The 24,952-nt window shown below is 57.3% G+C and carries 21 protein-coding genes, 1 tRNA gene and 1 pseudogene; 13 read left to right on the top strand and 10 right to left on the bottom strand.

Features of this window, described 5'->3' with window-relative positions; genetic code table 11:
* The gene (locus BMZ01_RS10080; RefSeq protein WP_092287009.1) at positions 1-339 is read right to left on the bottom strand and encodes an antibiotic biosynthesis monooxygenase family protein; all 339 of its coding nucleotides are present in this window, start codon (positions 337-339) and stop codon (positions 1-3) included.
* 135 nt (positions 340-474) lie between these two features.
* Here BMZ01_RS10080 and pgi point away from each other — a divergent pair, with 135 nt between their 5' ends.
* Positions 475-2,118: a glucose-6-phosphate isomerase gene (pgi, locus tag BMZ01_RS10075; RefSeq protein ID WP_092287007.1), complete on the top strand. Its 1,644-nt coding sequence runs from the start codon at positions 475-477 to the stop codon at positions 2,116-2,118.
* Positions 2,119-2,234: 116 nt separating this feature from the next.
* Here pgi and BMZ01_RS10070 read toward each other — a convergent pair whose 3' ends face one another.
* Positions 2,235-3,062, bottom strand: a complete 828-nt coding sequence (locus BMZ01_RS10070) for an Fpg/Nei family DNA glycosylase (protein ID WP_177180154.1) — start codon at positions 3,060-3,062, stop codon at positions 2,235-2,237.
* 97 nt (positions 3,063-3,159) lie between these two features.
* Here BMZ01_RS10070 and BMZ01_RS10065 point away from each other — a divergent pair, with 97 nt between their 5' ends.
* On the top strand, positions 3,160-3,471 hold the full coding sequence (locus BMZ01_RS10065) for a hypothetical protein (RefSeq protein WP_244887607.1): 312 nt from the start codon (positions 3,160-3,162) through the stop codon (positions 3,469-3,471).
* A gap of 37 nt (positions 3,472-3,508) precedes the next feature.
* Here BMZ01_RS10065 and BMZ01_RS10060 read toward each other — a convergent pair.
* A pseudogene (locus BMZ01_RS10060) lies at positions 3,509-8,679 on the bottom strand (Lhr family ATP-dependent helicase).
* Positions 8,680-8,714: 35 nt separating this feature from the next.
* Here BMZ01_RS10060 and BMZ01_RS10055 point away from each other — a divergent pair.
* The 4 genes from BMZ01_RS10055 (at position 8,715) to BMZ01_RS10040 (ending at position 11,190) form a co-directional block, all read left to right on the top strand.
* Positions 8,715-9,473: a 3'(2'),5'-bisphosphate nucleotidase CysQ gene (locus BMZ01_RS10055; protein WP_092287001.1), complete on the top strand. Its 759-nt coding sequence runs from the start codon at positions 8,715-8,717 to the stop codon at positions 9,471-9,473.
* A 111-nt stretch (positions 9,474-9,584) separates the two neighbouring features.
* Positions 9,585-10,385, top strand: coding sequence for a thymidylate synthase (locus tag BMZ01_RS10050; protein ID WP_092287033.1), 801 nt, complete (start codon positions 9,585-9,587; stop codon positions 10,383-10,385).
* Between the two features lie 16 nt (positions 10,386-10,401).
* The gene (locus tag BMZ01_RS10045; RefSeq protein ID WP_092286999.1) at positions 10,402-10,920 is read left to right on the top strand and encodes a dihydrofolate reductase; all 519 of its coding nucleotides are present in this window, start codon (positions 10,402-10,404) and stop codon (positions 10,918-10,920) included.
* 15 nt (positions 10,921-10,935) lie between these two features.
* Positions 10,936-11,190, top strand: a complete 255-nt coding sequence (locus BMZ01_RS10040; RefSeq protein ID WP_092286997.1) for a mycoredoxin — start codon at positions 10,936-10,938, stop codon at positions 11,188-11,190.
* A 121-nt stretch (positions 11,191-11,311) separates the two neighbouring features.
* Here BMZ01_RS10040 and BMZ01_RS10035 read toward each other — a convergent pair whose 3' ends face one another.
* Positions 11,312-11,611: a cg0963 family protein gene (locus BMZ01_RS10035; protein WP_092286995.1), complete on the bottom strand. Its 300-nt coding sequence runs from the start codon at positions 11,609-11,611 to the stop codon at positions 11,312-11,314.
* A gap of 176 nt (positions 11,612-11,787) precedes the next feature.
* Between BMZ01_RS10035 and BMZ01_RS10030 the strand changes: the two genes are divergently transcribed.
* The 6 genes from BMZ01_RS10030 (at position 11,788) to BMZ01_RS09995 (ending at position 16,540) form a co-directional block, all read left to right on the top strand.
* Positions 11,788-11,860: transfer RNA gene (locus BMZ01_RS10030), tRNA-Arg, on the top strand.
* Positions 11,861-12,110: 250 nt separating this feature from the next.
* The gene (locus tag BMZ01_RS10025) at positions 12,111-13,034 is read left to right on the top strand and encodes an ABC transporter ATP-binding protein (RefSeq protein ID WP_092286993.1); all 924 of its coding nucleotides are present in this window, start codon (positions 12,111-12,113) and stop codon (positions 13,032-13,034) included.
* Entirely contained in the window at positions 13,031-13,858 is an 828-nt protein-coding gene (locus tag BMZ01_RS10020; RefSeq protein ID WP_092286991.1) for an ABC transporter permease subunit, read from the top strand. The genes BMZ01_RS10025 and BMZ01_RS10020 overlap by 4 nt, the downstream gene beginning before the upstream one ends.
* 1,037 nt (positions 13,859-14,895) lie before the next feature.
* Positions 14,896-15,138 carry a hypothetical protein gene (locus tag BMZ01_RS10010; protein ID WP_092286987.1) on the top strand — a complete coding sequence of 81 codons (243 nt, stop codon included), beginning with the start codon at positions 14,896-14,898 and terminating at the stop codon, positions 15,136-15,138.
* A gap of 281 nt (positions 15,139-15,419) precedes the next feature.
* Positions 15,420-15,635: a PIN domain-containing protein gene (locus tag BMZ01_RS10000; RefSeq protein WP_263364367.1), complete on the top strand. Its 216-nt coding sequence runs from the start codon at positions 15,420-15,422 to the stop codon at positions 15,633-15,635.
* Between the two features lie 212 nt (positions 15,636-15,847).
* A complete protein-coding gene (locus BMZ01_RS09995) occupies positions 15,848-16,540 on the top strand; it encodes a DedA family protein (protein ID WP_092286981.1) in 693 nt (230 codons plus the stop codon).
* A gap of 61 nt (positions 16,541-16,601) precedes the next feature.
* Here BMZ01_RS09995 and BMZ01_RS09990 read toward each other — a convergent pair whose 3' ends face one another.
* From BMZ01_RS09990 to BMZ01_RS09965, 6 genes are all read right to left on the bottom strand, one after another.
* Complete coding sequence (locus BMZ01_RS09990; protein ID WP_223845951.1) at positions 16,602-17,279, bottom strand: hypothetical protein; 678 nt, start codon at positions 17,277-17,279, stop codon at positions 16,602-16,604.
* Positions 17,280-17,561: 282 nt separating this feature from the next.
* Complete coding sequence (locus BMZ01_RS09985) at positions 17,562-19,208, bottom strand: solute symporter family protein (RefSeq protein ID WP_092286979.1); 1,647 nt, start codon at positions 19,206-19,208, stop codon at positions 17,562-17,564.
* A gap of 11 nt (positions 19,209-19,219) precedes the next feature.
* Positions 19,220-19,501: a DUF485 domain-containing protein gene (locus BMZ01_RS09980; RefSeq protein WP_092287029.1), complete on the bottom strand. Its 282-nt coding sequence runs from the start codon at positions 19,499-19,501 to the stop codon at positions 19,220-19,222.
* A 646-nt stretch (positions 19,502-20,147) separates the two neighbouring features.
* Positions 20,148-21,014 carry an aldo/keto reductase gene (locus tag BMZ01_RS09975; protein WP_092286977.1) on the bottom strand — a complete coding sequence of 289 codons (867 nt, stop codon included), beginning with the start codon at positions 21,012-21,014 and terminating at the stop codon, positions 20,148-20,150.
* Positions 21,015-21,115: 101 nt separating this feature from the next.
* Positions 21,116-21,475 carry an FKBP-type peptidyl-prolyl cis-trans isomerase gene (locus BMZ01_RS09970; RefSeq protein WP_092286975.1) on the bottom strand — a complete coding sequence of 120 codons (360 nt, stop codon included), beginning with the start codon at positions 21,473-21,475 and terminating at the stop codon, positions 21,116-21,118.
* Positions 21,476-21,692: 217 nt separating this feature from the next.
* Positions 21,693-22,991 carry a citrate synthase gene (locus tag BMZ01_RS09965; protein WP_177180153.1) on the bottom strand — a complete coding sequence of 433 codons (1,299 nt, stop codon included), beginning with the start codon at positions 22,989-22,991 and terminating at the stop codon, positions 21,693-21,695.
* A gap of 764 nt (positions 22,992-23,755) precedes the next feature.
* Between BMZ01_RS09965 and serC the strand changes: the two genes are divergently transcribed.
* Positions 23,756-24,901: a phosphoserine transaminase gene (gene serC / locus BMZ01_RS09960; protein ID WP_092286971.1), complete on the top strand. Its 1,146-nt coding sequence runs from the start codon at positions 23,756-23,758 to the stop codon at positions 24,899-24,901.
* The last annotated feature ends 51 nt before the right edge of the window (positions 24,902-24,952 follow it).

Raw genomic sequence — 24,952 nt, 5'->3', positions numbered from 1 at the left:
TTAGTCATCGGCGGCTTGGGAATCCAGGACAACATCGAATTCCAAAAGTTGGGAATTGGTGGCGACTGGCTCCCCTTTTCGGCCTTCTTTGTCGTCGGTGGGGTTGCCGTGGGCGTGCAGGTACTTGGATTCGCCGTCACGCCAGTGAACATAGGATTCTTCGTCTTTCCACTGAGTGAGGACGAAGTAGCGTTCTTCGCCTTTGACGGGGCGCAGCAGTTGGAAGCCCTCGAATCCGGGGGCATTGTCGACGGAGTGTTTACGGGCTTCGAAGCGCTTCTCGATTTCGGGACCGCCACCTTCGGGGACGGTCAGTGCATTGATCACTACATAGCTCATGGTTCCCTATTGTGCGCCTTCCCACAGTGCCTCCGCATCCTGGGCTGAACTCAACTACATTCGAGGGGAGATGTTGGTGCACAGTTGTGCGCCCCAACTTTGTCGCTAAGACGGAAAAAGGAGTTTTCTCCCACCATGCCCGATATCACTAATTCAGCCGAGTGGATGACCCTGGAAAAACGCTATGCGGATAACCGCGGCGTGACCTTGCGTCAGCTCTTTGAAGAGCACCCGGAGCGCGTCGAGAATCTGACCTTCGATGCTGCTGGGCTGCATGTTGACCTGTCGAAGAACCTGGTCGATGAAGAAACCCTCGGTGATCTGATCAACCTGGTCGAAGCTGCGGGACTGCGGGATCGCATTGCTGCCATGTTTGGTGGCGAGCACATCAATAACACCGAGGATCGTGCGGTGTTGCATACGGCGCTGCGCTTGCCGGTGGAAGAGGACTTGGAAGTTGATGGCCAGGATGTGGCCGCCGATGTTCATGAGGTGCTCTCGCGGATGCGTGATTTCGCAACGGAGCTGCGCAGTGGCCGTTGGCGTGGGCACACCGGGCGCACCATCAAGAAGGTGGTCAATATTGGTATTGGTGGATCTGACCTAGGCCCGGCGATGGCCACCCAGGCGCTGCGTAGTTATGCCACTGCTGGGATCACCGCGGAGTTTGTGTCCAATGTGGATCCGGCTGATATGTGCGCCACCTTGGATAACTTGGATCCGGAATCCACGCTCTTTATTGTGGCCTCCAAGACCTTCACCACGCAGGAGACTTTGGCTAATGCCAATGCTGCTAAGCAGTGGCTGTTGGAGAAGTTCGATGGTGATGAATCCGCCGTGGCGAAGCACTTCGTGGCGGTATCCACGAATGCGGAGAAGGTCGCTGAGTTCGGCATTGATACGGCCAATATGTTTGGTTTCTGGGATTGGGTTGGTGGCCGCTACTCGGTGGACTCCGCCATTGGGCTTTCCCTGATGGCTGTGATCGGGCCGATGGACTTTATGCGCTTCCTGGAAGGCTTCCGCGCTATGGATGAGCATTTCCGCGACACCGATTTCCGCGAGAATGTGCCGGTGTTGATGGCGCTGCTGAATATTTGGTACTCGAACTTCTACCATGCGGAAACCCATGCGGTGCTGCCCTATTCTCAGGATTTGGCGCGCTTCCCTGCCTACCTGCAGCAGCTGACCATGGAGTCGAATGGTAAGTCCGTTACCCGTGAGGGCAACCCGGTTACTTATGACACCGGTGAGATCTACTGGGGTGAGCCGGGTACTAATGGTCAGCATGCTTTCTTCCAGCTGATCCACCAGGGCACCCGCATGATTCCCGCGGACTTCATTGGGTTTGTGCGCCCCAAGGAGGATCTGCCGGCCCAGGATGGTTTCACCATGCATGAGCTGCTGCTGTCTAACTTCTTTGCCCAAACGAAGGTGCTGGCCTTTGGTAAGGATGCGGAGACCATTGCCGCAGAAGGCGTGGATGCATCACTGGTGCCGCATAAGGTGATGCCGGGTAATCGCCCGACCACCACGATCATGGCCGAAGAGCTGACACCTTTTGCTTTGGGTTCCTTGATTGCCCTGTATGAGCACATTGTGTTTGTGGAAGGCAGTATCTGGGAGATCAATAGCTTTGATCAGTGGGGTGTGGAACTGGGTAAGCAGCAGGCCAATGATTTGAAGCGCTTTATTGGTGACCGCGAAACCCCGGATTCTGGGGATGCCTCGACGGATGCGCTGTTGAATTATTGCCGTCAATTCTGGACCGCGCAGTAATTTTCCCACCATCTCGCGTTAACGCAGCTAAGAGCCTCGGCAAAGCTGAGGAAACCTTAGCTGCGTTTCCTTTTGTGCCACACCCGGGCACCACGATCTCGGGGGAAGCTTAAAACCTATTTCAGCGGCTGGCAGTGCGGGCACCACCAGATCACGCGCTCGAGCTCGTCTGCATCACCGCCGCGATCAATGCCACCGAGAAAACCCTTGGTGATCAGCGTGCCGCAGCGCCGACAAGGGCGGTTATTGCGACCGAAAACGTAAGCGTTTTCCCCGGCGCGGCGAACCCCAGTGCTGACGCGCAGCGGTTGGTTGCGGTTTTCCCACATGAGATGCCGGGTGATGGCGAGGACCTGCTCGACATCGGTGTGCGCCACCGGGGTGGCGGGGTGGATGCCGGCGAGGAAGCAGATTTCGGCGCGATATTCATTGCCCACCCCAGCTAAATTTTTTTGATCCAGCAGCGCGGTGCCGATGGGCCGGTTGGGGCGGGAAAGTATATTGGCGAGCGCGAGCGGGTGGCCTTCTTCCGGCCACTGCGGGTCAAGCACATCGGGGCCGAGTTCTTTGATTGCCAGTGGGTAATCGCGGGTGGGGAAAATGCGCAGGAAGCCGAGGGAGAAGCCTACGACCTCGATGGGGTGTGAGTGTGTGGGGGCGCCTTGGAGTTGGACAACGATGCGCGCGGTGTGGCCGGGTTTGCGCCAGCGATCGCCGGCGCGGTGGATGGACCAGGTGCCTTCCATTTTGAGGTGGGTGTGCACGCAGAGCCCGGAGAAGTCCATGAAGAGGTGCTTGCCGTAGGACCAGATGTGATCCAGGGTGCGGCCGTTGAGGCTGGTGGTAGCAAAACGCGGGACGCGGATGGAGCTGTGGAGCACTTCGCGGCCGACGAGTGGTTGGAGTCGGCGGGAGAGCTGGTAGATGGAATCACCTTCGGGCACGGGGTCTAGCTTAGTGAGTGCTGTGGGACTCGACGTGCGGCGATGGGAGATGTCGTTAGTATCGGTGGGGTACATCGTTGAGTGTGACACAGACACCTTGAAAGAAGATTCCCTCGTGGAGACATCGCGACTTTCCCGTTTTAGTACACCGCAGCTTGCCTCAGCTAGTGCGACGCTGATTGGCGTGGGCATCGTCTGGGCGGCTGTGGTTGCCTATCGTTTTTATGCCAAGGGGATTAGTGGCGAGTGGGGCAATATTGCCCTAGGTTCCATTGGTCTGGGGTTTGGTCTATCGCTTCTTTATTGCGCTTTGAGCAGCAAGAAGAGTGATGGGGTGTGGCTAGGCATGTCGGTGGTGTCCACCGTGCTCATCGCCATCGCGCTGGCCTTTGGTTCGCACGCGCTCTAGGCACGCGCTGTAGGCAGGCGTTGTCTCCTGCCGCGGGCTAACGCCTTCCGCGGGGCTTGCCATAAGGCTTCCTGCGGCGACCACCGGACATAAACCCTCCCTGCGGGAATCCGCCCTGCGGGAATCCGCCCTGCGGGAACTCGTGGTTCTCGCCTTCAGGGGGATCCGCAAAACTCGGATCATCAAAACTCGGAAGCCCACCATCAAGCCCAGCCCGGGAAACCCGCAGCGAGGAACTGGGCTTCGGATACCCCTGCAGCTTCAACCCCTTGGGGCTAAGTACTGCCCCGGCGGCACGCAGCTGCGGCACCAACGGATGGCCAAAGATGGCCTCACCATTAAGTTTTCTACCCTCAGCGGCTGCACCAGACCACGCTCAATCACATCATTAAGCGCTGGGAGCACCAGTTCCGCTATCTCTACTTCATCATGTTGTGCAGTAGGAAGCAGCTGAAGGTTCTTCCCGCCGCGCGAAATATAGGCCACCAACAGCCCATCAGCGATCACCACCATGGCACCCGCAGAGCGGCTTAAACCCCGGGAATCCTCCGGCCAAGGCAACACCGAACCATAAGGGTTAGCGGGGTCAGTGGCAGCCAGCACATACACCTTTGGGTCTTGGGTTCCAGAAGGCCAACCGTGGTGATCAAGGCTATCGGCAAAAGCACGGGCGCGATCAATAATCGCAGGGGTAGAAAACTGTGCGGCACCAAGGCCTTCCACAATATGGCCGCGTAGGGCTTTGCCATTTTCTTCAAAGCGCGAGAGCACACGATAAGCCAGAGCGAAGCCACCGGTGACCTGTTCATTGACAATCCCACCGCGGGTCACCACCCCATAGCGGTCCAACCAAAGTTCACCGTGGAGCACACCACGGGCAGTGGCTTCAGTATTGGCACGCGGGCTAGCCGCCCACCGCCCAGCACTGGCAAGATCCGGCGGCAGACTCACCGCACTACCTACCCCACTAGCACCTAGGCTGCGGCGGCTGAGCCGACCGCGCCCCACCCGGCTTCGACCCGGGCGGCGTGTCACGCGATGTGCCGCTGAGCTGGCACGATTCGCACTCCCACTCCTGGTCATGCTGAGGTGCGCGCGAACCGCAGCGAAACTATCTGGTGCTGCTAACCCGCGGGCTAAGAGATCCCAGAGTGCTTCGGAAAGCTCCTGCACAGTGATGGTGCCGGCAACGAGGCCGAGATCCTCGCCGTGGAGGTGACGGAACAGTTCGGTGGGGTGGAAAGCGCCGCCGGTGGACAGCTTGTCCATGATTTCTTCTTGGACCTTCGACAATGTCGGCGAAGCCCCTGACCCAGAACCAGCACCAGCACCTGCACCTGCACCTGCACCTGCACCTGCAGCACCCTCCCCCACCGCATCCGGAATCTCAATAATTTCCGGGGCATAATCCGCCGGCAATAACATCACCCACGGATCCTGGGAGGCCGCCTGCCCGGCACCCACAATGAGCACTTCCCCACTGATGGTCAGCTCATCCAACATGCCCGGCTGATAATCACGCACGCGGCTAGGCAACACCAAGGTCTCCCACGCACTCGCCGGTAAACGCACCCCCGCTAGCTGCTCAATCACCGCGAATACCCCATCGCTACCGCGTAGCTCCGGCTGCTCCCCCATCGCTGCGACCTGCTGCCATTCCATTAAGAAACGCGCATAGGCACTGGGGCTAATCGGTTCTGCTTCCGCGCGGGCAGCTGCCAAACTACGGGAGCGAATAATTTTCAAAACGGAGGAGGCAATATATTCTTCCTCCGCCACACCCTGGCGATAATGCCCTTGGATAAGCCCACGGGAGGCATCCTTAGTCAACGCACTCAAAATCTGGTGTGTCACCCCAGCAGAAAACCCAAAGGCCTCCGCACATTCCCGCAGCGTAAAGGGACCACGTGCGCGCGCCCAGCGACTTATCAGCTGCTGCGGGGCATCCACAATGCTGTCTTGTTGAGCGGGCACCCCAGGAGGCACCGGGATCCCTAAACCATCGCGTAAAAGTGCCGCATCCTCTACTTGGGCTAGGTGCTCAACCCCATCAATGCGCACCCGCATCACACGGCCCCGCAGCTGGGTATCAATCACATGCTCGATGCCCTCAAAGTCGCAGTGCTTCCCCAGATCCGCCAGCGCAATGGGCCCTAGTACCCGTAGTTGGTCCACTAATTCTTCGGCTGAGCGTGCCCGGTAGCCATCAGCAATATGCTGCAATTGCGCATGGGTTTCCGCAATAATCTCCGGCACCAGCAGCTCGCGTAGCTCCACGGTGCCCAAAAGCTTCGCCAATAGTGCCGGGTCCAGCGCCAACGCCGCCGCACGCTTTTCCGCCAGCGGGGTGTCGCCTTCATACATAAAGGCGCCGGTGTAATTAAAAAGCAGCGATGAAGCAAAAGGACTCGGCGCGCTGGTGGTCACCTCAGAGATCATCACCCGGCGGTGCTCAATATCCTCCAGGATCGACACCAACGCCGGCAGGTCATAGACATCCCTTAAGCATTCCCGCACGGTTTCCAAGATGATGGGGAAGCTCGGGTATTTCCGTGCTACATCTAAGAGCTGTTCTGCGCGTTGGCGTTGTTGCCATAGCGGGGCACGCTTGCCGGGGTTTCGCCGTGGCAAAAGCAAAGCGCGTGCCGCGCATTCGCGGAAGCGGGAAGCAAAAAGCGCGGAGTTACCCACCTGCTCGGTAACAATCGCCTCAATATCTTCACTGGGGAGGGCGAATAATTCCGCCCCCGGGTCCACCTCCCCTTCCGGTAGGCGAAGCACAATCCCATCATCACCAGCTACCGCTTGGGCATCCATGCCGGTACGTTCTGCGATCTGCGCGCCCACTGCCAACGCCCACGCAGCATTCACTCCGCGGCCGAAGGGGGTGTGTAGCACCACCCGCCAATCCCCCAACTCATCGCGGAAGCGCTCTAACACCAGGGTTCTTTCATCGGGTACTACCCCGGTGGCTTCTTCTTGTTCGCTTAAAAAGGCACTGATATTGCTTTGGGAACGCCGATCCAGCCCCCACCCGGCCAGCACCGTGGCATCGCCGTGGGCTTCGCGGCGAAAAGCACCCAGTGCTTTGCCTAGTTCCACGGGGCGGCCGAGTTGATCACCATTCCAAAAAGGCAACCGCCCGGTATGCCCCGGCGCGGGGGTGACGAGCACCTGGTCTCGGGTGATTTCCTCAATCCGCCAACTGGAGGCACCCAGGGTGAAGATATCGCCCACCCGGGATTCATAGACCATTTCCTCATCGAGCTCCCCCACCCGCCGCGGAGCACGATCGCTAAGCCCACGCTCGCCACCCTCCCCAGCGCCATGCATCAAGAAGACTCCAAACATCCCGCGATCCGGGATGGTGCCACCAGAGGTCACCGCTAGCCGCTGCGCACCCGGGCGTGGTGTGAGCACCCCGCTGGTGCGATCATGCACCACCCGGGGTTTAAGATCCGCGAAATCCGTGGCCGGATAAATCCCGCTGACCAGATCAATCACGCTATCGAAGACTTCCCGCGATAGCTCCCGATACGGGTGCGCGCGGCACACAAGCTCATACCACGCATCGGTATTTAAACCCTCCGAACCAGCAGCAGCCACCGCCGCCACAGTTTGTTGAGCTAGCACATCCAGCGGGTTGCTAATGGTCTGGAGTTCCTCGATCTGCCCAGCCAGCATCCGCTTTAAGGTAATCGCTGATTGCAGCAGGTCACTGCGGTGCTTGGGGTGGAAAATGCCGCGGGAAATCTCCCCCACACCATGCCCGGCGCGCCCCACACGCTGCAGCCCGGCGGCCACACTCGGCGGTGATTCCACCTGCAGCACTAAATCCACCGCGCCCATATCAATACCCAATTCCAAGGAGCTGGTGGCCACCACCGCTTTAAGGCTGCCTTCTTTGAGCATCTTCTCGGTTAAGGCACGCTCATCCTTCGACACTGAACCGTGGTGCGCCCGCGCGATCACTGTGCTCGCCACCCCAGCAATATCACTCGGCTTACCCAGTTGGGCTGGTGGCCGACGCCGGGCAGCAGCTAATTCCTCGGGGGCATGCTCCCTAGCCCAGAGCTCATTAATGCGACTGGTTAGCCGCTCAGCACTGCGCCGCGAATTCACAAAGATGAGTGTGGAACGCGCCCCAAGAATCTCTTCATAGACTTGTTCTTCAATAAAGGGCCAGATGGATCCCTGCTGCGGCAATGCTGACTCAGACTCGCGCCCACCCCCATCATGGTGCGGCATACCGTCTCCCGCACCTTCCGCCAGGAAGCCCTCTGCCGCACCCGCCGAACTCGGGGAGGCTGCATAGTCCGGTTCCCCAAGCAGGCCCAGGGGATCATCAATGGTGGCCTCCCCAATGGTGGACCCGGGTTCCGGGGTCGGCAAATCCGACATATCATCCACCGGGGTGCGCACCAGCAGGTCCCAGGTTTTTTCCGAGACCGGATTAATAATCTCCACGGGGCGATCCCCACCCAAAAACCGCGCAACGCGATCAATCGGGCGCACCGTCGCTGAAAGCCCAATGCGCTGGATGCTGCGCCCCGGATTCAAGGCCTCCAGGCGCTCCAAAGTCAGCGCCAAATGCGCGCCGCGCTTAGAGCCAGCCAGCGCGTGGATCTCATCAATAATCACGGTATCCACATCGCTCAGGATCCCGGCCGCCTTAGAAGTCAACATCAGGTAGGCGGACTCCGGGGTGGTAATGAGGATATCCGGGGGTTTGCGTTGGATCCGACTGCGTTCTGCCGCCGGGGTATCGCCGCTTCGCACGCCCACGGAAATGTTCGGTTGCTCACAACCTAAACGCGCCGCCACCCGCGCAATGCCACCAAGCGGGGCCCGTAAATTATTCTCCACATCCACGCCTAAAGCTTTCAGCGGCGAGATATACAACACCTTCACCCGGCGATGCCCCGTGGGCGTTCCAGCACCACCTGTAGCGCCGGCAGAATCCAAAGCTAAAGTGCCTTGGCCTGCGGGTTCTACCAGATTATTAATGGCCCATAGGAAGGCGGCCAGGGTTTTACCAGAGCCTGTGGGGGCTACTACGAGGGCATGTTCGCCGGCTGCAATGGCCTGCCAGGCGGCCTTTTGTACGGCGGTGGGGTGCGCGAAAACATCACGGAACCAGGTGGCAACTTCGGGGCGGAAAAGCCCCAAAATGTCACCATTGTTCAGGGCGGGTTTATCGGCGGGCATGAATTGACTCTAACCGGCGACCTAGAATCGTTCATATGACTGTCCAACTCGATGATTCCCGTTTGACCAATCTTCTTGCCCAGGGAACCGGTGAAATCCTCAAAGGCGTGCGCAATGTGGGCCTGCTGCGCGGCCGTGACCTGGGGGATGCTGGTGATGATCTGGCCCAGAATTGGATCGCCCGGGTGCTGGATCAACACCGCCCCAATGATGGTTTCCTCTCCGAGGAGGCCGCCGATAACCCCGAACGCCTCGGCAAAGACCGCGTGTGGATCATCGACCCCCTTGATGGCACCAAGGAATTCGCCACCGGCCGCCAAGACTGGGCGGTGCACATCGCCCTGGTGGAAAATGGTCGCCCCACCCACGCCGCCGTGGGCTTGCCGGATTTAGGCGTGGTCTTCCGCTCCTCTGATGCCCGCGCGGTGACCGGCCCCTATGCCCGCAAAATTGCGGTGAGCCATAACCGACCCCCGGAGGTGGCGCTGCATATTGCGGAGAAGCTCGGCTTCGAGCCGGAGGCGATTGGTTCTGCTGGTGCGAAGGCCATGCATGTGCTGCTAGGTGATTATGACGCCTATATTCACGCCGGCGGCCAATATGAGTGGGATTCTGCCGCCCCAGTGGGGGTTTCGCTGGCCGCGGGTCTGCACTGTTCTCGCCTGGATGGCAGCGAGCTGACCTATAACCACAAGGACACTTACCTGCCCGATATTGTGATCTGCCGCCCGGAATTAGCCGATGAGATTTTGGGTTTGGCTGCCGCCTTCCACGAAGAAAACGGCCACTACTAGGGCGTATTAGATTCGCGCTTTCCGAGATCGAGGGGTTTCGGTGCGCGCTCATGGCTAGGGCTTGGGTGCCGGGCTGGTGGATAACATCACGCGCTCCTGGCTAGGGTGGGGATTATGATTCCCACCCCGTACGAGGATTTACTCCGCGATATTTTGGCCAATGGTGAGGCCAAAGGTGATCGCACTGGTACCGGTACCACCGCTGTTTTTGGCCGTCAGATCCGCTATAATTTGGCTGATTCTTTCCCGCTGTTGACCACCAAGAAGGTGTATTTCCATGGGGTGGTCGGCGAGCTCTTGTGGTTCCTTCAGGGCGATTCCAATGTGAAGTGGCTGCAGGACAATAACATCCGCATTTGGAATGAGTGGGCTGATGCCGATGGTGAGCTCGGCCCCGTCTATGGGGTGCAGTGGCGCAGCTGGCCTACCCCCAATGGTGGCCATATTGATCAGATCTCCCAGGCACTGGAGTTATTAAAAACAAACCCGGAATCGCGGCGCAATATTGTGTCGGCGTGGAATGTGTCGGAGATTGACAATATGGCGTTGCCGCCTTGCCACCTGCTTTTCCAATTCTTTGTGGCCAGTGGGAAATTAAGCTGCCAGCTCTATCAGCGCAGCGCAGATATGTTCCTGGGCGTGCCTTTTAATATCGCCTCCTATTCTTTGTTGACCCACATGTTTGCCCAACAGGCTGGGTTAGAGGTGGGCGAATTCATTTGGACTGGTGGTGATTGCCATATTTATAACAATCACCGCGAGCAGATCGCCGAACAGCTTTCCCGCGAACCACGCCCCTACCCGCAGCTGAAATTACGCAAGGCACCCAGTATCTTTGAATACACCTTCGAGGATATTCAGATCGAAGGCTATGATCCGCATCCGCTGATTAAAGCTCCGGTTGCGGTCTAAGCAAAAGGACAAAGCCATGCGAGGAATGATTTGGGCGCAGTCCCACGATGGTGTCATCGGTTATTGCGGCGATATGCCCTGGCATCTGCCCGAAGACCTCAAACACTTCAAACAAGTAACCCGCGGACATAAGGTGATTATGGGCCGCGCCACCTGGGAATCCATCCCAACAGATTTCCGGCCCCTACCGGATCGCGAAAATATTGTGCTCAGCTCCCGCCAACCCGGCGAATGGTCAGCTGGTGCCACCGTGGCTGCTGATGCCAGCAACCTTCCCGAAGATTGTTGGGTCATGGGTGGCGGGCATGTATATGCGCAGCTGATTGACCAGATGGATGTTTTGGAAGTCACCATTGTGGATGTGATGCTCGCTGATTCTGAGCTTCCGCTGGTGTACGCCCCGCGCATCCCGGACACCATGGAGTTAGTCAGCGACACCAGTTGGATGACCTCGGCGAAGGGCTACCTGCATGGTGCAGAAGAATCCGGGAAGCTGCGCTATCGTTTTTGCCGATATCACCGAAAGAATGTCTAAGGAGTAGAAGCCTTCATGAGTGAGACGAACGTAACCATCTACACCACCGAATGGTGCCCCTTCTGCCAGCGCCTGATTAAGGCCTTAAACCGCACCGAAACGCCCTATACCCGGGTGGATGTGGAGGCAGATGCTGAGGCTGCTGCGTGGGTGGAATCTGTCAATGATGGCAACCGTGTAGTCCCCACCGTGAAGTACTCCGATGGCAGCTATGCCACCAACCCGGCGGCCAGCGAGGTTCGCCGGAAGCTGGAGGAACTCGCGGGTTAGGAAAGCAGAAGGAAAAATCCCCCGCGGTCTCGCGCCCTAGAAGGAACTAGGTGAGGCAGGCCGTGGGGAATTTTTATGCCGCGCTGGGGGCGTGGGCGTGCGCGGGAGGCGGGTCTCGGGATTAGCGATCGTTGTTGCCGAAAAGCGCCAACATGTCATCGGGGCTGAGGTTCGTATCCACCCCAGCGAATTGCGCGGAGAAGATCTCCTGCAGGTAGAGCTCGCAGGCGGCGGAGAGCTGCTTCGCATCGTATTTATTGAGAATCAGCAGCGTAGAGACGGAGTCATCATCGTGGATTTCCTCCACCGCGAGCACCGGTACGCCTTCGCGGGCCACCGTGCGGGCCCGGATGCGGCGGCGCTGCACATCAACGAAGGTGGGGACCGGGCCGGTGGACTTCTCGGCGGGGTGGGGGTGCATTTCTGGCACGATGCGAACCTTTCATTTACAAAACTTAGTTGTTTCCCCAATGATAGCTTTAGTGTGGAGCGGGTGTTGGCGACTTGGGGGTGCTGGGGGTTTCGCGCGGATTCAGGTGGTGCGCTAACCTAAGCAACGTTGCATTGAAGCAACGCGCGGTTCCATCAGTAGAACCAGCCCCAGTAGCTCAGTGGATAGAGCACGGCTCTCCTAAAGCCGGTGTCGGAGGTTCGATTCCTCTCTGGGGCGCTTCTTTTCAGCAGGGGTTTGTGGGGCACAGAACAGTTCCACCAAAAATGAGACCGATAAAGCACCCTGAGCAGCAGATTCTTCTCCAGAAAAACCACCCCCGTAGGGTTGACTAGATAGTTTTTAGAGGCTAAACAGGGGGAGGTTACAGAGAACTTAAGCGCCTTGCTTTAAGACTTCCGACCATAGCTTCATCGATATGCGACCTTGCACTCTTCTGTGGAAGCGCCCTAACTTACAAAGGAGACTCATGGAAGCAGTGATCGAGGCTAGAGGGCTGCGCAAGTCCTTCGGGGAAGTGCACGCAGTCCGCGGCATCGACCTGACTGTGAAAGCTGGCAGCATTTACGGGCTTATCGGACCCAATGGTGCAGGCAAATCCACCACCTTGAGAATGTTGGTCGACATTATCCGCCCGGATAGCGGCAGCATTTCGGTGCTGGGCCACACGCCGCGGCTATCAAAGCCTGAGCTGCGTCGCCATATTGGTTATCTACCGGGGGATATTAAGCTCAGCGACCGCACCAAAGGCCGTTCGATCTTGGAGCATTTCGCGAGTATCAGTGGGCCTGTTGCCCCAGGCACAGTAGAAGAATTGGCGGAACGTCTCGATCTTGACCTGCGACGACCGGTTCGAACCCTGTCGAAAGGTAATCGGCAGAAACTCGGGCTAATTCAAGCATTCATGCACCGCCCGAAGCTGCTAATTCTTGATGAGCCCACCAGTGGCTTAGATCCACTGATGCAACGAGAGTTTTTAAATTTGATCCGCGAAGCTAAAGCGAATGGTCAAACCGTATTGCTCAGTTCGCATGTACTCGGAGAGATTCAACACACGGCGGATGCTGCAGCTGTACTGGCACAAGGCAGCATCGTGGCCGAGGGGGATATTGCTTCGCTCCGATTGAGCGGGATTGCTCGGTTGCATGCGGTAGTGGAAGCACCCGGCACACCAGGATTGTTAACAGAACTCGAAGCCAGCGCACAGCTGAGTGATCTGAGAGTAGATGAGGTCGGCGAGCGGCTGATTGAGGTGTCGGGGTTACTACGCGGCGAACCGGATTCTGTGATCAAGGTTCTTGCTCGGCATCGGATTCGCAGTTTGACCCTCGAGGAACCAGATCTTGAGGAGTCCGTTTTGGAACTGTATGAGCACTCGGAGGAACAACCATGAGCGCTATAAATACTCATTCCACTGCTAAAAACAGTGTGCTTCCGATTCTGCGCTGGCAGCTTCGAAATAACACCAGGGGGCTCCTCGTCTGGGTGCTGGGGTTGATCTTCACCTTGTTGATGTATCTTCCGCTTTACCCTAGTTTCCAGAATCTTGAGCTAAGCAGCATGCTTGAATCTATGCCGGGAGAGATGTCGGCAGCGCTGGGATTTGATAAAACTTCGACGGGTTCGGGTTATACCCAATCGACCTACTTCGGGATGCTTGGTTTCTTGCTGGCAGCCGTAGCCTGCATCGGCTGGGGTACTAGAGCGATCGCGGGGGCTGAGGACTCCGGCAGATTAGAGTTGACGCTGTCTCACGCTATTGGTCGGGGCCAATACGCACTGGAAAGCCTCCTCATGCTAATGGTCCAGGTGTTCGTGTTGAGTCTTAGCACCGTTGTTGTTGTGCTGCTATTGAATGGCCCTTCAGAGCTTTCTTTGACGGTGGGGCATGTCATCATGGCTACGGCTGCCTGGGCTGCGCTGGTGTTCCTGACGGGATGCGCTGCCCTAGCAGTTGGGGCAATGACTGGCCGTCCGAGTTGGGCTCTTGGGGCGGGGGCAGCCGTAGCTATTGGCGGCTATGTTTTGGATGCAATATCCAAAGCCAGTTCTTCCTTGACGTGGCTTTCGAATGTCTCGCCCTACTCTTGGGCTTTTAGGGACGAGCCATTGAGTACCGGAGAAGGCTGGGGAGGCATTGCCGCTCTCATCGGGTTATCCCTTGTCCTCTTCGGGATCGGCTATTGGGTATTTCGCCGCCGGGATATTCACGGCTGATAGCCTTATTCGCTTGAAATGCTGGAGAGCTGCGAAAATGTTCATAAGTTTTCGCCAGCATCATAAGATCCGCTTGGGATAAACAGCCGGCCCCAGGGCTCCACGGAGCTTCAGAAATCCTTCGCTGCTGATGTCTTTTCCTGTTTCATGAAGGGCCCGACTTCCACTATCCCCGCTACTTCCCCTCGCGACTCGAACCTCCCCCGGATGCACTGAGTCTAGAATCCTAGCGTTTTAAGGTGAAATCGCACTGCTTGTGTGCAACTAGGCTCAGCAGACTGAGCACCTGGACGTCGCGAAGCCGCGGAGGTGCCCCGCCTCCGTCAGAGAGGGCTACACCACTTCCCTGGTCAACTCGGTTGATCGTGTCCGCCGCGATTCGCTCCTCACAGCGAATGACGTCCTCTTCAGGCAAGTTTCCCCCTTTACCTTTCCTTTTTTTCATTAGGCTAAATCCAAACGGGCCGGCTGAATACAACTAAGGAGGTGAGTCACCGCCGTGAGTAAACCCACCACTGCGAAAATCAACTTGAAGCAAGAAGAATCTCTATCCGTAGTCCTGGAAGGAAATCTCCAAGATATGGACGCCAGCCGCGTTGTCAACTCACTGTCTTTATTAACCAAACTGGTGCGCAGTTTTTCGTCTCCCGACGAGCCGATCAAGATGGGAGTGCTCCGGGAAGGTAGTTCCATCATGGGGTCCTCACCTCCCCCGAAATCAGTCAGGGAATCACGAGCGGGATAGACACCCTAGAAAAGGAATCGACCGTACCGCCGAATTGGAATTGGACCCAAATTAAGCACCTTCGGGACCTTGCCCGACTGGATAGCGCTGCCGGGATCGAGTCTGTTGCCATTGCATCGGCCCAAGCTTCATCCACAAAGCGTCTGCCCCCTCCCAGCTGGTTAAGTCCATCGACCAGGTGCTTAAGGACCTACCCCTTTCTCTGGGTTCAGTCACCGGTGAATTGTGTGCCTACCAGGCTGGTGATAGGGGATTGCAAGCCAAAATCCGGCCCGAAGGATCCGGCCCCTATGTGAAGGTCAACTTCACTGAGGAATTAGATAGCGAAATTCGTGATGCACTGCGCAAGAACGTGAACATCTACGGGCTCCTGAAGCGATGTCGCGAGTCTAACTCGGTTCTAGAGGTCGATGCCCATTGCATCACGGTCATTCCTGCAGCCAAGCCCCCTATCAACGGTTTAGGCATTTGGGAAGAACTCAAAGCAGAAGGGGGGCACGGTCGAAGACCTAATGCACAGCATTCGCCGAGATGACCGGGAAGAGTCAGCACATGGCTAACAGCTGTACGGAGACAAAGGTAGCTATCGATACCTGCCTACTCTTAGATATATTTCTGCATGAATCGGAGCTAGGTGAACTCACAATGAACGTGTCGGATAGCCCCCGGTTTCCGGTTTATCTTCCGCCCCTGTTAGGGATTGAAGCGGTCGCCACTCCAGCTATGAGAGGTGACCAGCAACATCCCCCGATCGATAACGAATACATCAGAAAAGCAAAAGAGTTTCTGAGTAGCGCTGCTGTCCTGTAGGTCGAACTGGATCCTCGTACCATGCGTAAGGCGCAGGAGCTTGGCACTGAGCTAATGATTAAGCCTGCTGATGCATCGATCCTCGCCTGCGCAATTACTGCTGGATGCCACTTTCTCTACACCAAAGACGAAAAACTCATTAAAGCCGCCGAACCTTTGGAAGAGATTAAGGTAAGCAAGCCGCCTAGCCTCGATTTACCTGAACAGAAACAGCTTTTTTAGGTAGGTAGTCTTCGCAGCACAGGAATGACGCCGCCTTAAAAAGCTCCCGGAACGCCTCGTAGCTTCGAGGCTGTCTCTTTCTGATCGTGGGTGAACATGCCCGTAGAAGAGTTCTACGGCTCAGGCCCCAGAGCTCTTGAGTATGAAGAAGCTCGGCTTAAAGCCGGGGCGTTCACAGGTTTCGAGGAGTTTGGCAGCGTAAGATCCCCCTCATGCTTATTCTCTCCGAGCCTGCGGTGACCACGACGTTGGCGCTTGGGCCAGACTGGTTAGACCCGATGTATCTACTGTCGGGTTCCGGGCCATTTGGTCAGGCTATTCTGCCGGTGCTGCTTGCCATCGTGTTCATCGAATCCGGTTTGCTTTTCCCGCTGCTACCGGGCGATTCCCTGCTATTTACAGCTGGGCTATTAGCGAACCAGCCGGATCCCTTCGCACCGTTATGGTTGGTGGTGTTGCTCTGCCCCATTGCCGCTATTTTGGGCGATCAGGTGGGGTATTTCATTGGCCACACCTTCCACCCAAAGATCGTGAATATGCCGGATGGCCGCATCTTCAAGCAAGCGTATGTCACGCGTACGGAGCAATTCTTCGATAAGTGGGGGCCGATCACGATTGTGCTTTGCCGCTTCGTTCCAATCGTGCGCACCTATGCCCCACTTGTGGCTGGTATGGCTGGAATGCGGTACCGCACCTTTATTACCTACAACATCCTCGGTGGCGTGCTGTGGGGTGCCGGTGTGGTGCTACTGGGTGCGGTTCTTGGCCAAATCACCTTCGTGCGTGAGCATATTGAGCCTATCTTCTTATTGATCGTGCTGATCTCTATTCTGCCGGGCATTATTGGTGCCGCACGTAGTGTGCTGATGAAGCCGCGGATTATTGAGCACACTGAGCCATCCTAGGCTCACAGAAAATTCTTCTCTGCGGAAAAACCCTGGTGATCATCGGAGGGTAAGGCGGAAGCTAGTTGGCTTCCGACTCTTCTTTTTGAAAGTCCTTCATATCGCCAAGCTGTTCTTTGACTAATGAGGTGAGATCCGAAGCGCTGCCGGTGACTGCCGCGGCCACTACAAAGTCTTCCCCGAAGCTGACTGAAGAGTGCAAGGCGAGATCATTGGACCAGCCCCATTTAGTACCGATGACACCTGGCAGCACAGAGGTGCCGAAGTTTTGTTGGTAACCGTCGGCTGCCACGGGATTAGCGTCTGCCATCGCCACCAAGATGGGGTTGGTGGGGTCTTCCTTGATCAGCTCGGAAATAAATTTCACCACGTCATAGGTGGAGGTGACGCTATAGCCCCACATCTCATCACCGCGGGTGGAATAGAGCCCATATTCTTTGGCTGTCTCTTCGATGGAATCTGGGTAGCGGCTATAGAGTTCCTCGGCATAAGCATCATTAGAGGAACGCACCATGTTTAAGGCTTCGTATTTTTCTTTCATGGTGCCGTGCTTGATCACGTAGTCCGCGATATAGAGCTTGATGAGGCTCAGTGCCGGTCGCGCAAAGCGTTCAGTAGCAGTGCCGGTGTGGTAGCCATCGGATAGCCGTAGGTAGGTCACCTGTGATCCGGTGGAGTTCTTCACGAACCCTTGAAGCGCTGCGTCCTTGGCGGGATCCTGGCTTTCTTGTTCTTCCAGAATTCCAACTTCATTTCTTGGGCTATGTGGGTGGGTGTGCTGATGCACCACAAGTAGAGGCACGGCGAAAAGCGCGAGGATGGCAATGATCGCTAGGACAGCGACAAAGAGCGGAGGCTTGTGCTTAGCCTGGCTCAGCTCCTCTTCCTCTGTGGTGGTAATTGACACTCGGAATACAATACCGCCCGCACCCAGGTTATGGGTACGGGCGGTAGGAGTTTGCTTGGAAGTTATCCCTGGGCCAGGCCGAATGAATCGGGCCTGAGCGCTCGGGACGAGGTCTTAGTGATCGACCGGGGCTTCCACACCAACACCGGTGAGGGAGCGGACTTCCATTTCAGCTTGCAGGTCATCCATGTTGTCGGGCTTGCCGAAGTAAGCGCCGAGGATGCCAGCCAGGAAGGCAAGCGGGATGGAGACGATGCCGGGGCTGCTCAGCGGGAAGAGGGAGAAGTCCACGCTGGGGATCATCGAGGAGGGGCTACCGGAGACTGCCGGGGAGAGCGCAATGAGGATCAGGGCACTCAGCAGTCCGGTGTACATAGAGGCAACAGCACCGGTGGTGTTGAAGCGCTTCCAGTACAGGGAGAAGATGATGGTCGGCAGGTTCGCGGAGGCGGCGATCGCGAAGGCAAGAGACACCAGGAAGGCCACGTTCTGCTTCATCGCGAGGATGCCCAGGATGATGGAGAGGACACCAATCACCACCACGGTGATGCGGGAAACGCGAACCTGTTCTTCTTCACTAGATTGCCCGTTGCGGAGAACACCGTCGTAGATATCGTGGGCGACCGAAGCGGAGGCGGTAATCGCCAGGCCGGCGACCACAGCCAACACGGTGGCGAAGGCCACTGCGGAGATCAGCGCCATGAAGATGGAACCACCGAGTTCAAGTGCTAGCAGCGGTGCAGCAGCATTCGCTCCACCAGGGGCGGCGAGGATGCGGTCCGGGCCAACCAGGGCGGCGGCACCGAAGCCGAGGATCAGGGTCATCAGGTAGAAGGCACCGATGAGCACGATGGCCCAGGTAACCGACTTACGAGCTTCACGAGCGGTAGGCACGGTGTAGAAACGCATGAGCACGTGCGGCAGACCAGCGGTACCAAGCACCAGGGTTAGAGCCAGAGAGATGAAGTCAACGCGACTGGTGGTACTACCACCGTACTTGAGGCCAGGCTTGAGGATTTCGGTGGCCTCATAGCCCTTCTGGGCGAGATACTGCGAGTTAGCGTGGGATTCCACAGCGTGGTTGAACATGGTGGTCATGCCGCCGCGCACGGCGAAGAAGACCCAAACGGTCATGACTGCCACACCGGTGACCAGCAGCACCGCCTTAATCATCTGCACATAGGTGGTACCCTTCATACCGCCAACGAGCACGTAGATGATCATCAGCACGCCCACCAGGGCGACAACCACGGCTTGGGCGACTTCAGAGTGAATGTCCAGCAGCACGGACACCAGCGAACCAGCGCCAGCCATCTGGGCAATCAGGTAGAAGAGGGACACGAATAGGGTGCCGAAGGCGGCAGCCACACGCACTGGCTTTTGCTTCAAGCGGAAGGAAAGCACATCGGCCATGGTGAAGCGGCCGACGTTACGTAGTGGTTCCGCAACCAGCAGCAGAGCTACCAACCAGGCGACGAAGAAGCCGATGGAATAAAGGAAGCCATCATAACCAGCGAGGGCGATAGCGCCCACGATGCCTAGGAAGGAGGCTGCCGAGAGGTAGTCACCGGCAATGGCTAGACCATTTTGGGTTCCGGAAAAGGAACCGCCACCGGTATAAAAGTCGGATGCTTCTTTAGTGCTCTTGCCGGCGCGCAGCACCACGGTCATGGTGATGACAATGAAGATGACGAATACGGCAATGTTGAGCATGGGGTTGCCCACATGCGAGGCCTCTTGGGCTAGGTAATTGATAGTCATTGTTTATGCCTCTACCCTTCCATCGCTTCGCGGATCGCGGCCGCTTGCGGTTCGATATTTCGGTTGGCGTAGCCGACGTAGATGTAGGTGATCACAAAGGTTGTCACGAACTGCAGTAGTCCGAAGATCACTCCGACGTTCATTCCACCGAAGACATCACGAGCCATAAACTCTGGCGCGGCAATAGCCGTGACCGCGTAGGCCATGTACCAGACAAAGAAGGCCACGCTCATGGGGAAGGTGAAGCTCCGGTAAGTTTTCTTTAACTCCAAGAATCGCGGATCTTGTTGCATCGCCCGGAATTCTTCGGGAGTCGGCTCTCGCCGCTCCTTACGGGTTACCTGGGGTTCAGTCACAGGTTCACTCTCTTTCCTGGTCTCCACCGCGGTATCGCTATCTCGGTTGAGATCATCGTGGGACTCGCGAGGTTCGGGGCGCTGCACCTTTTGTAGATGGTGCAGGCTTTCCTCATCTGCCAGTCCGCGGTCGCGCGGCCAATGGATATTGGGTTGTTCTACACATGTGTTTGGCATGTACAGATGCGACAAGGGGGCCGGCACTTTCGTGTTGGCCTTTGACGCAAAGTCAGCATCACCTTACGCACTTCTTGTGCATGCGATCACACTAACCAATGCCAATCAAGTTACCTGCCTCACAGTGCAATGCATAACATTTTCGCCCCACTAACCAACCGACACCTCCCCCTGATTCCACCAAAAAAGCCATCTACCTGGCTAAAGTTTATTTATTTCTTCACCCCCACGGGGGGCACAGATTGTCATTTTGCAAAGTTTGCGAAGCTTCTCATAACATTCTTCGAGGCCTTCGCAGACCTTCACAAAACCTGTTATGCGACATCAACTCTGGGTGGGGGCCATAAAAGAAGTCCCTCTCAATCACTGAGAGGGACGGGTCGGGGATCAGCTAGGGACCTAGTTTTTAGGCTCCGGGGAACTCCCACGGGCTTTTGAAGATGCGTCCAAAACCGGGTTGATCATCGAGCGAGAGAATCGAGTTCAGCTGCTCTTGGCTAAGCCCGAAGTTGAGGGCGTTGAGGTTTTCCTTCAGGCGATCCGAATTCGCAGTCTTGGGGATAACCGAGCAGCCCAGCTGTAGGAGTGCCTTAATGGTCACCTGGGCTGGAGTGGCACCAAGTTCTGCGGCAATTCCTTCAATAATGGGGTTCTGCAGCGCAATGCCTCGAGATAGTGGCGACCAGGCTTCTGTGATGATTCCTAGCTCTTCATGCACCTGACGCAGGGCGGCTTGGGTAAACCCGGGGTGGAGTTCTACCTGGTTAAGCACGGGGGTGATGCCGGTTTTCTCTACGAGTTCGCGGAGCACTTCTTCATAGAAGTTGGCAACACCGATGGACTGAACGCTGCCGAGGCCTTGGATTTTGGCGATAGCTTCGAAGGTTTCGACGTAGAGGTTTTGTTGTGGGCAGGGCCAGTGCACTAAGAAGAGGTCAATATATTCCAGGCCGAGGCGGCGTAGGGAGTCTTGGAAGGACGCGGAGGCCTTCTCAGCACCATGGCAGTCATTCCACACCTTGGTGGTGATGAAGAGTTCTTCGCGGGTGACATCCCCAGCGGCGATGGCATCGGCGATGGCGTGGCCAACCTCTTCTTCGTTTCCGTACACAGTGGCGGTGTCGATATGGCGGTAGCCCAGCTGGATGGCTTCGCGGACGACGCGTACGCATTCTTCGCCGCGTAGTTTATAGGTGCCTAGGCCAAGCTGGGGCATCTCGGTGCCATCGTTGAAGGTCACACTGGGAACATGAGTGGGTCGTGAATCAGTCATAGGTCCCAGTATTCCCTTTTCTGCTTGCGTAGGCAGCAGGTAGCACAAAACTAAAGCCCCGCTCAGAGGTCTGAGCTGGGGCTTAAGTGATTTTTTTGGTCTTAGCCGACGCTGAGTACGTCAACGACGAAGATGAGGGTGCGACCGGCAAGGGGGTGTCCGCCGCCGGCGGGGCCATAGGCCATAGCTGGGGGAACGGTGAGCTTGCGGCGGCCGCCGGCGCGCATGCCGGGGATACCTTTTTGCCATCCTTCGATAAGGCCTTGGAGCGGGAACTCCATGCTTTGGCCGCGGTCCCAGGAGGAGTCGAATTCCTCGCCGGTTTCATATTCCACGCCCACATAGTGGACTTTGATGGTGTCGCCCTCGCCGACTACATCACCTTCGCCCTCAACGATATCTTCGATAAGCAGATCGGCTGGGGGTGGGGTGGTGGGCACGTCAATCTGCGGCTTTTCCATATGTGGATCCTCAGTCTCCTTGTGGGCGTGTCTATCTCTTTGCTAACGGACCGTCTAGGACACAGTGTTCCGGGCGGGCGTAAAAGGTTTCCCGTAGGAAGCACAAAGGCCGGGGGAACACTAGCAACCCACAGTATAAGGGGTGCGTATTCCTCCCGGCCGTGCTGCCTGCCCCCTAACGCGGGGGTCGAAGCGGGTAAAGCTGGGGTGCTAGCGCTTAGCTGCGCTCGCTACGCGGGGTGACCTTGCGGTTGGTTTCACCGGTGTAGATCTGGCGCGGGCGGTTGATCTTGTTGCCCGGGGTTTCCAGCTGCTCGCGGTAGTGAGCGATCCAGCCGGGGAGGCGGCCGAGGGCGAAGAGGACGGTGAAGAAGTCCGTCGGGAAGCCCATGGCGCGGTAGATCAGACCGGTGTAGAAGTCGACGTTCGGGTAGAGGCGACGCTGGATGAAGTAATCATCAGCCAGGGCGATCTCTTCCAACTTCAGGGCCAGGTCGAGGAGGTGGTCGCCACCAAGATGCTCGAGGATCTCGTGGGCGGTTTCCTTGACGATGGCGGCACGCGGGTCGTAGTTCTTGTAGACGCGGTGACCGAAGCCCATTAGTCGGACGCCGGCTTCCTTGTTCTTCACGCGGTTCATGAAGTCGGTGGCGTCGCCACCATTGGCTTGGATTTCTTCCAGCATTTCCAGCACAGCCTGGTTAGCGCCACCGTGCAGCGGGCCGGACAGGGCGTTGATGCCGCCAGCGATGGCAACGAACATATTGGCCTGTGCGGAGGCGATCATACGCACGGTGGAGGTGGAGCAATTCTGCTCGTGGTCAGCGTGCAGGATGAGGAGCTTATCCAGGGCCTTGACCATGACCGGGTCAACCTCGTAGGGGGCGGTCGGGTAGCCGAACATCATGCGCAGGAAGTTCTCGCGCGCATTCAGGGCGTTGTCCGGGTACATGTAGGGCGAGCCCTTGGAGGCGCGATAAGCATAAGCGGCCAGCATCGGTACCTTCGCCATCAGTCGGACGGTGGCCTTGTCCAGCTGCTTTTCATCCAGCGGGTTGAGCTGGTCCTGATAATAGGTGGAAAGAATGTTCACCGAGGAGGCAAGCACCGACATGGGGTGTGCGTCACGCGGGAAGATGCGGAACTGGGACTTGAAGTCCTCGTCCAGCAGGGTGTGGATGCGAATCTCGTCGTTAAAGCTAACCAGTTCTTCCTGGGTGGGCAGCTTGCCCTTGATCAGCAGGTAGGAGACCTCGTTAAAGGTGGCGTTTTCGGCCAGGTCAGCGATGTCATAGCCGCGGTAGCGCAGGATGCCGGCATCGCCATCGATGTAGGTAATCTTCGACTCGGTGGAACCGGTGGATACATAACCGGGGTCATAGGTCACCAGGCCGGTATCGGCAAGCATCTTGCCCAAGACGATGCCGTCGTTACCTTCGGTGGCGTGCTTGATATCAAGCTCATATTCACCGCCGGGGTACTGCAGGATGGCCTTGTCTTTATTTTCAGTAGCCACTATCTATCCCTTTCACTTGTCTGGTAACACCGCATGCGTGGGGACGCGCGGCAAGGGGCGCCAGGTTAGCGGCGCGCCTCGCGGGTGAGTGTGGGGTGCACTGGTGCCCCACGCGCGGCGTACTTCTGAGCGCTAAAGCGCTTTGTCCATACGCTATACCGTGACTGTTCGTGGTGGCCATGATGGCTGCCTGAAACTGGTCGCGGTATGAAGCGACCACGTTCACCGATTGTAGATCCTGTGGCCTGGGAAACACATCCTAAGGATGATATTTCCGGGAAAACCTCTAGTCGGGACCGCGTCTAGCTGACATGCATAAACATGTTGGCGTAGATACGCAATCCTGCTTGACCCTATTCGGGGCAGTACAGGCATACGGTAACCGTGGAACAGCGATTAGTTTAACAAATTATGTGATCCACCCGATAGAAGTTAGGCAGATGAATTACACCCGATGGCACCCCCTTAGTTAGATTCACAGTTCCCCTCCTGCACAAACGATCTCCGACCCGAGCAGAACCTAGGCGCACCTAACTCAATCCCCCACCCCACACAATCAACGCGATGTTTTCTGCGCCACACCCCACGGCCTGAGCAATGACTGTGAAGGTCGCGGGAGTGCCGATCTCGGGGAAAGCAAAGAAACGATGAAGAAGGCCCAGCTCCCCCTACTTGTTCCCCCTGCTCACTAGGATGAAGAGCACGGCTCGCGATGTGCGTGCTGTTTTCCTAAACCCGCGAGACTTCGGAGGAATCAAAGCCCCATGGCTTCCCCTAATACCACCGCTCCTACCCTGCCCCCGGAATTGCTGCCTGAGGACGGTCGATTCGGTTGCGGCCCCTCGAAAGTGCGGCCCTCTCAGATTCAGGCCCTGGTCAGCGGCGCGGAGGGCGTGATTGGCACCTCGCACCGTCAAGCTGCTGTGAAGAATATAGTTGGCGAGATCCGGGAAGGCCTTGGCGAACTCTTTTCGCTGCCGGAGGGCTATGAAATTGTGCTTTCTTTGGGTGGGGCGACCGCGTTTTGGGATGCCGCAACCTATGGCGTGATTGAGAAGCGTTCCGGGCACCTGGCCTTTGGTGAGTTCTCGCAGAAGTTTGCCAATGCCAGCGCCAAGGCCCCGTGGTTGGAGGAACCGCAGGTAGTTAAGGGTGAGCCGGGCACCGTGCCCACCCCGCAGGCCATGGAAGGCTGCGATGTGTTGGCCTGGGCCCATAATGAGACCTCCACCGGCGCGATGGCGCCGATTGTGCGTCCGGAAGGCGCAGGCGATGCGCTGGTGGTCATTGATGCGACCTCTGGTGCGGGCGGTTTGCCGGTGGATATTGCGCAGACCGATATTTATTATTTCTCCCCGCAGAAGTGCTTTGCTGCTGATGGTGGCCTGTGGTTTGCGGCCATGAGCCCGGCGGCGATTGAGCGGATCGCCAAGATCAAGGAGTCTGGGCGGTTTATTCCGGCGTTTTTGGATCTGCAAACTGCGGTGGATAATTCGCGGAAGAACCAGACCTATAACACCCCTGCGGTGGGCACCTTATTGATGATGGCTGATCAGGTGCGTTGGATGAATGACAATGGTGGCCTAGAGGGCATGGTGGAGCGTACCTCGGCGAGCTCTCAGACCTTGTATTCCTGGGCGGAGCAGCGCCCAGAGGCGGCCTGCTATGTGCAGGATCCGGAGCGGCGTTCGCTAGTGGTGGGCACCATTGACTTCGATGAAGACAAGATTGATGCCACCTTGTTGGCGAAGGCGCTGCGCGCTAATGGAGTGCTGGATGTTGAGCCTTATCGCAAGTTGGGCCGCAACCAGCTGCGCATTGGTATGTTCCCGGCGATTGAGCCAGCGGATATTGCTACCTTGACCCGCGCGCTGGATTACCTGCTTGATGGCGGGTACGCAGCGAAGTGATTCATTAGCGCGAAGGATCCCCAGAGGAACCCTGAAGACCCCCAAGGAGCG

Origin of the sequence: Corynebacterium spheniscorum (assembly GCF_900113445.1) — a bacterium.
GTDB lineage: Bacteria > Actinomycetota > Actinomycetes > Mycobacteriales > Mycobacteriaceae > Corynebacterium > Corynebacterium spheniscorum.
This window is presented reverse-complemented; position numbering and strand designations above follow the sequence as displayed.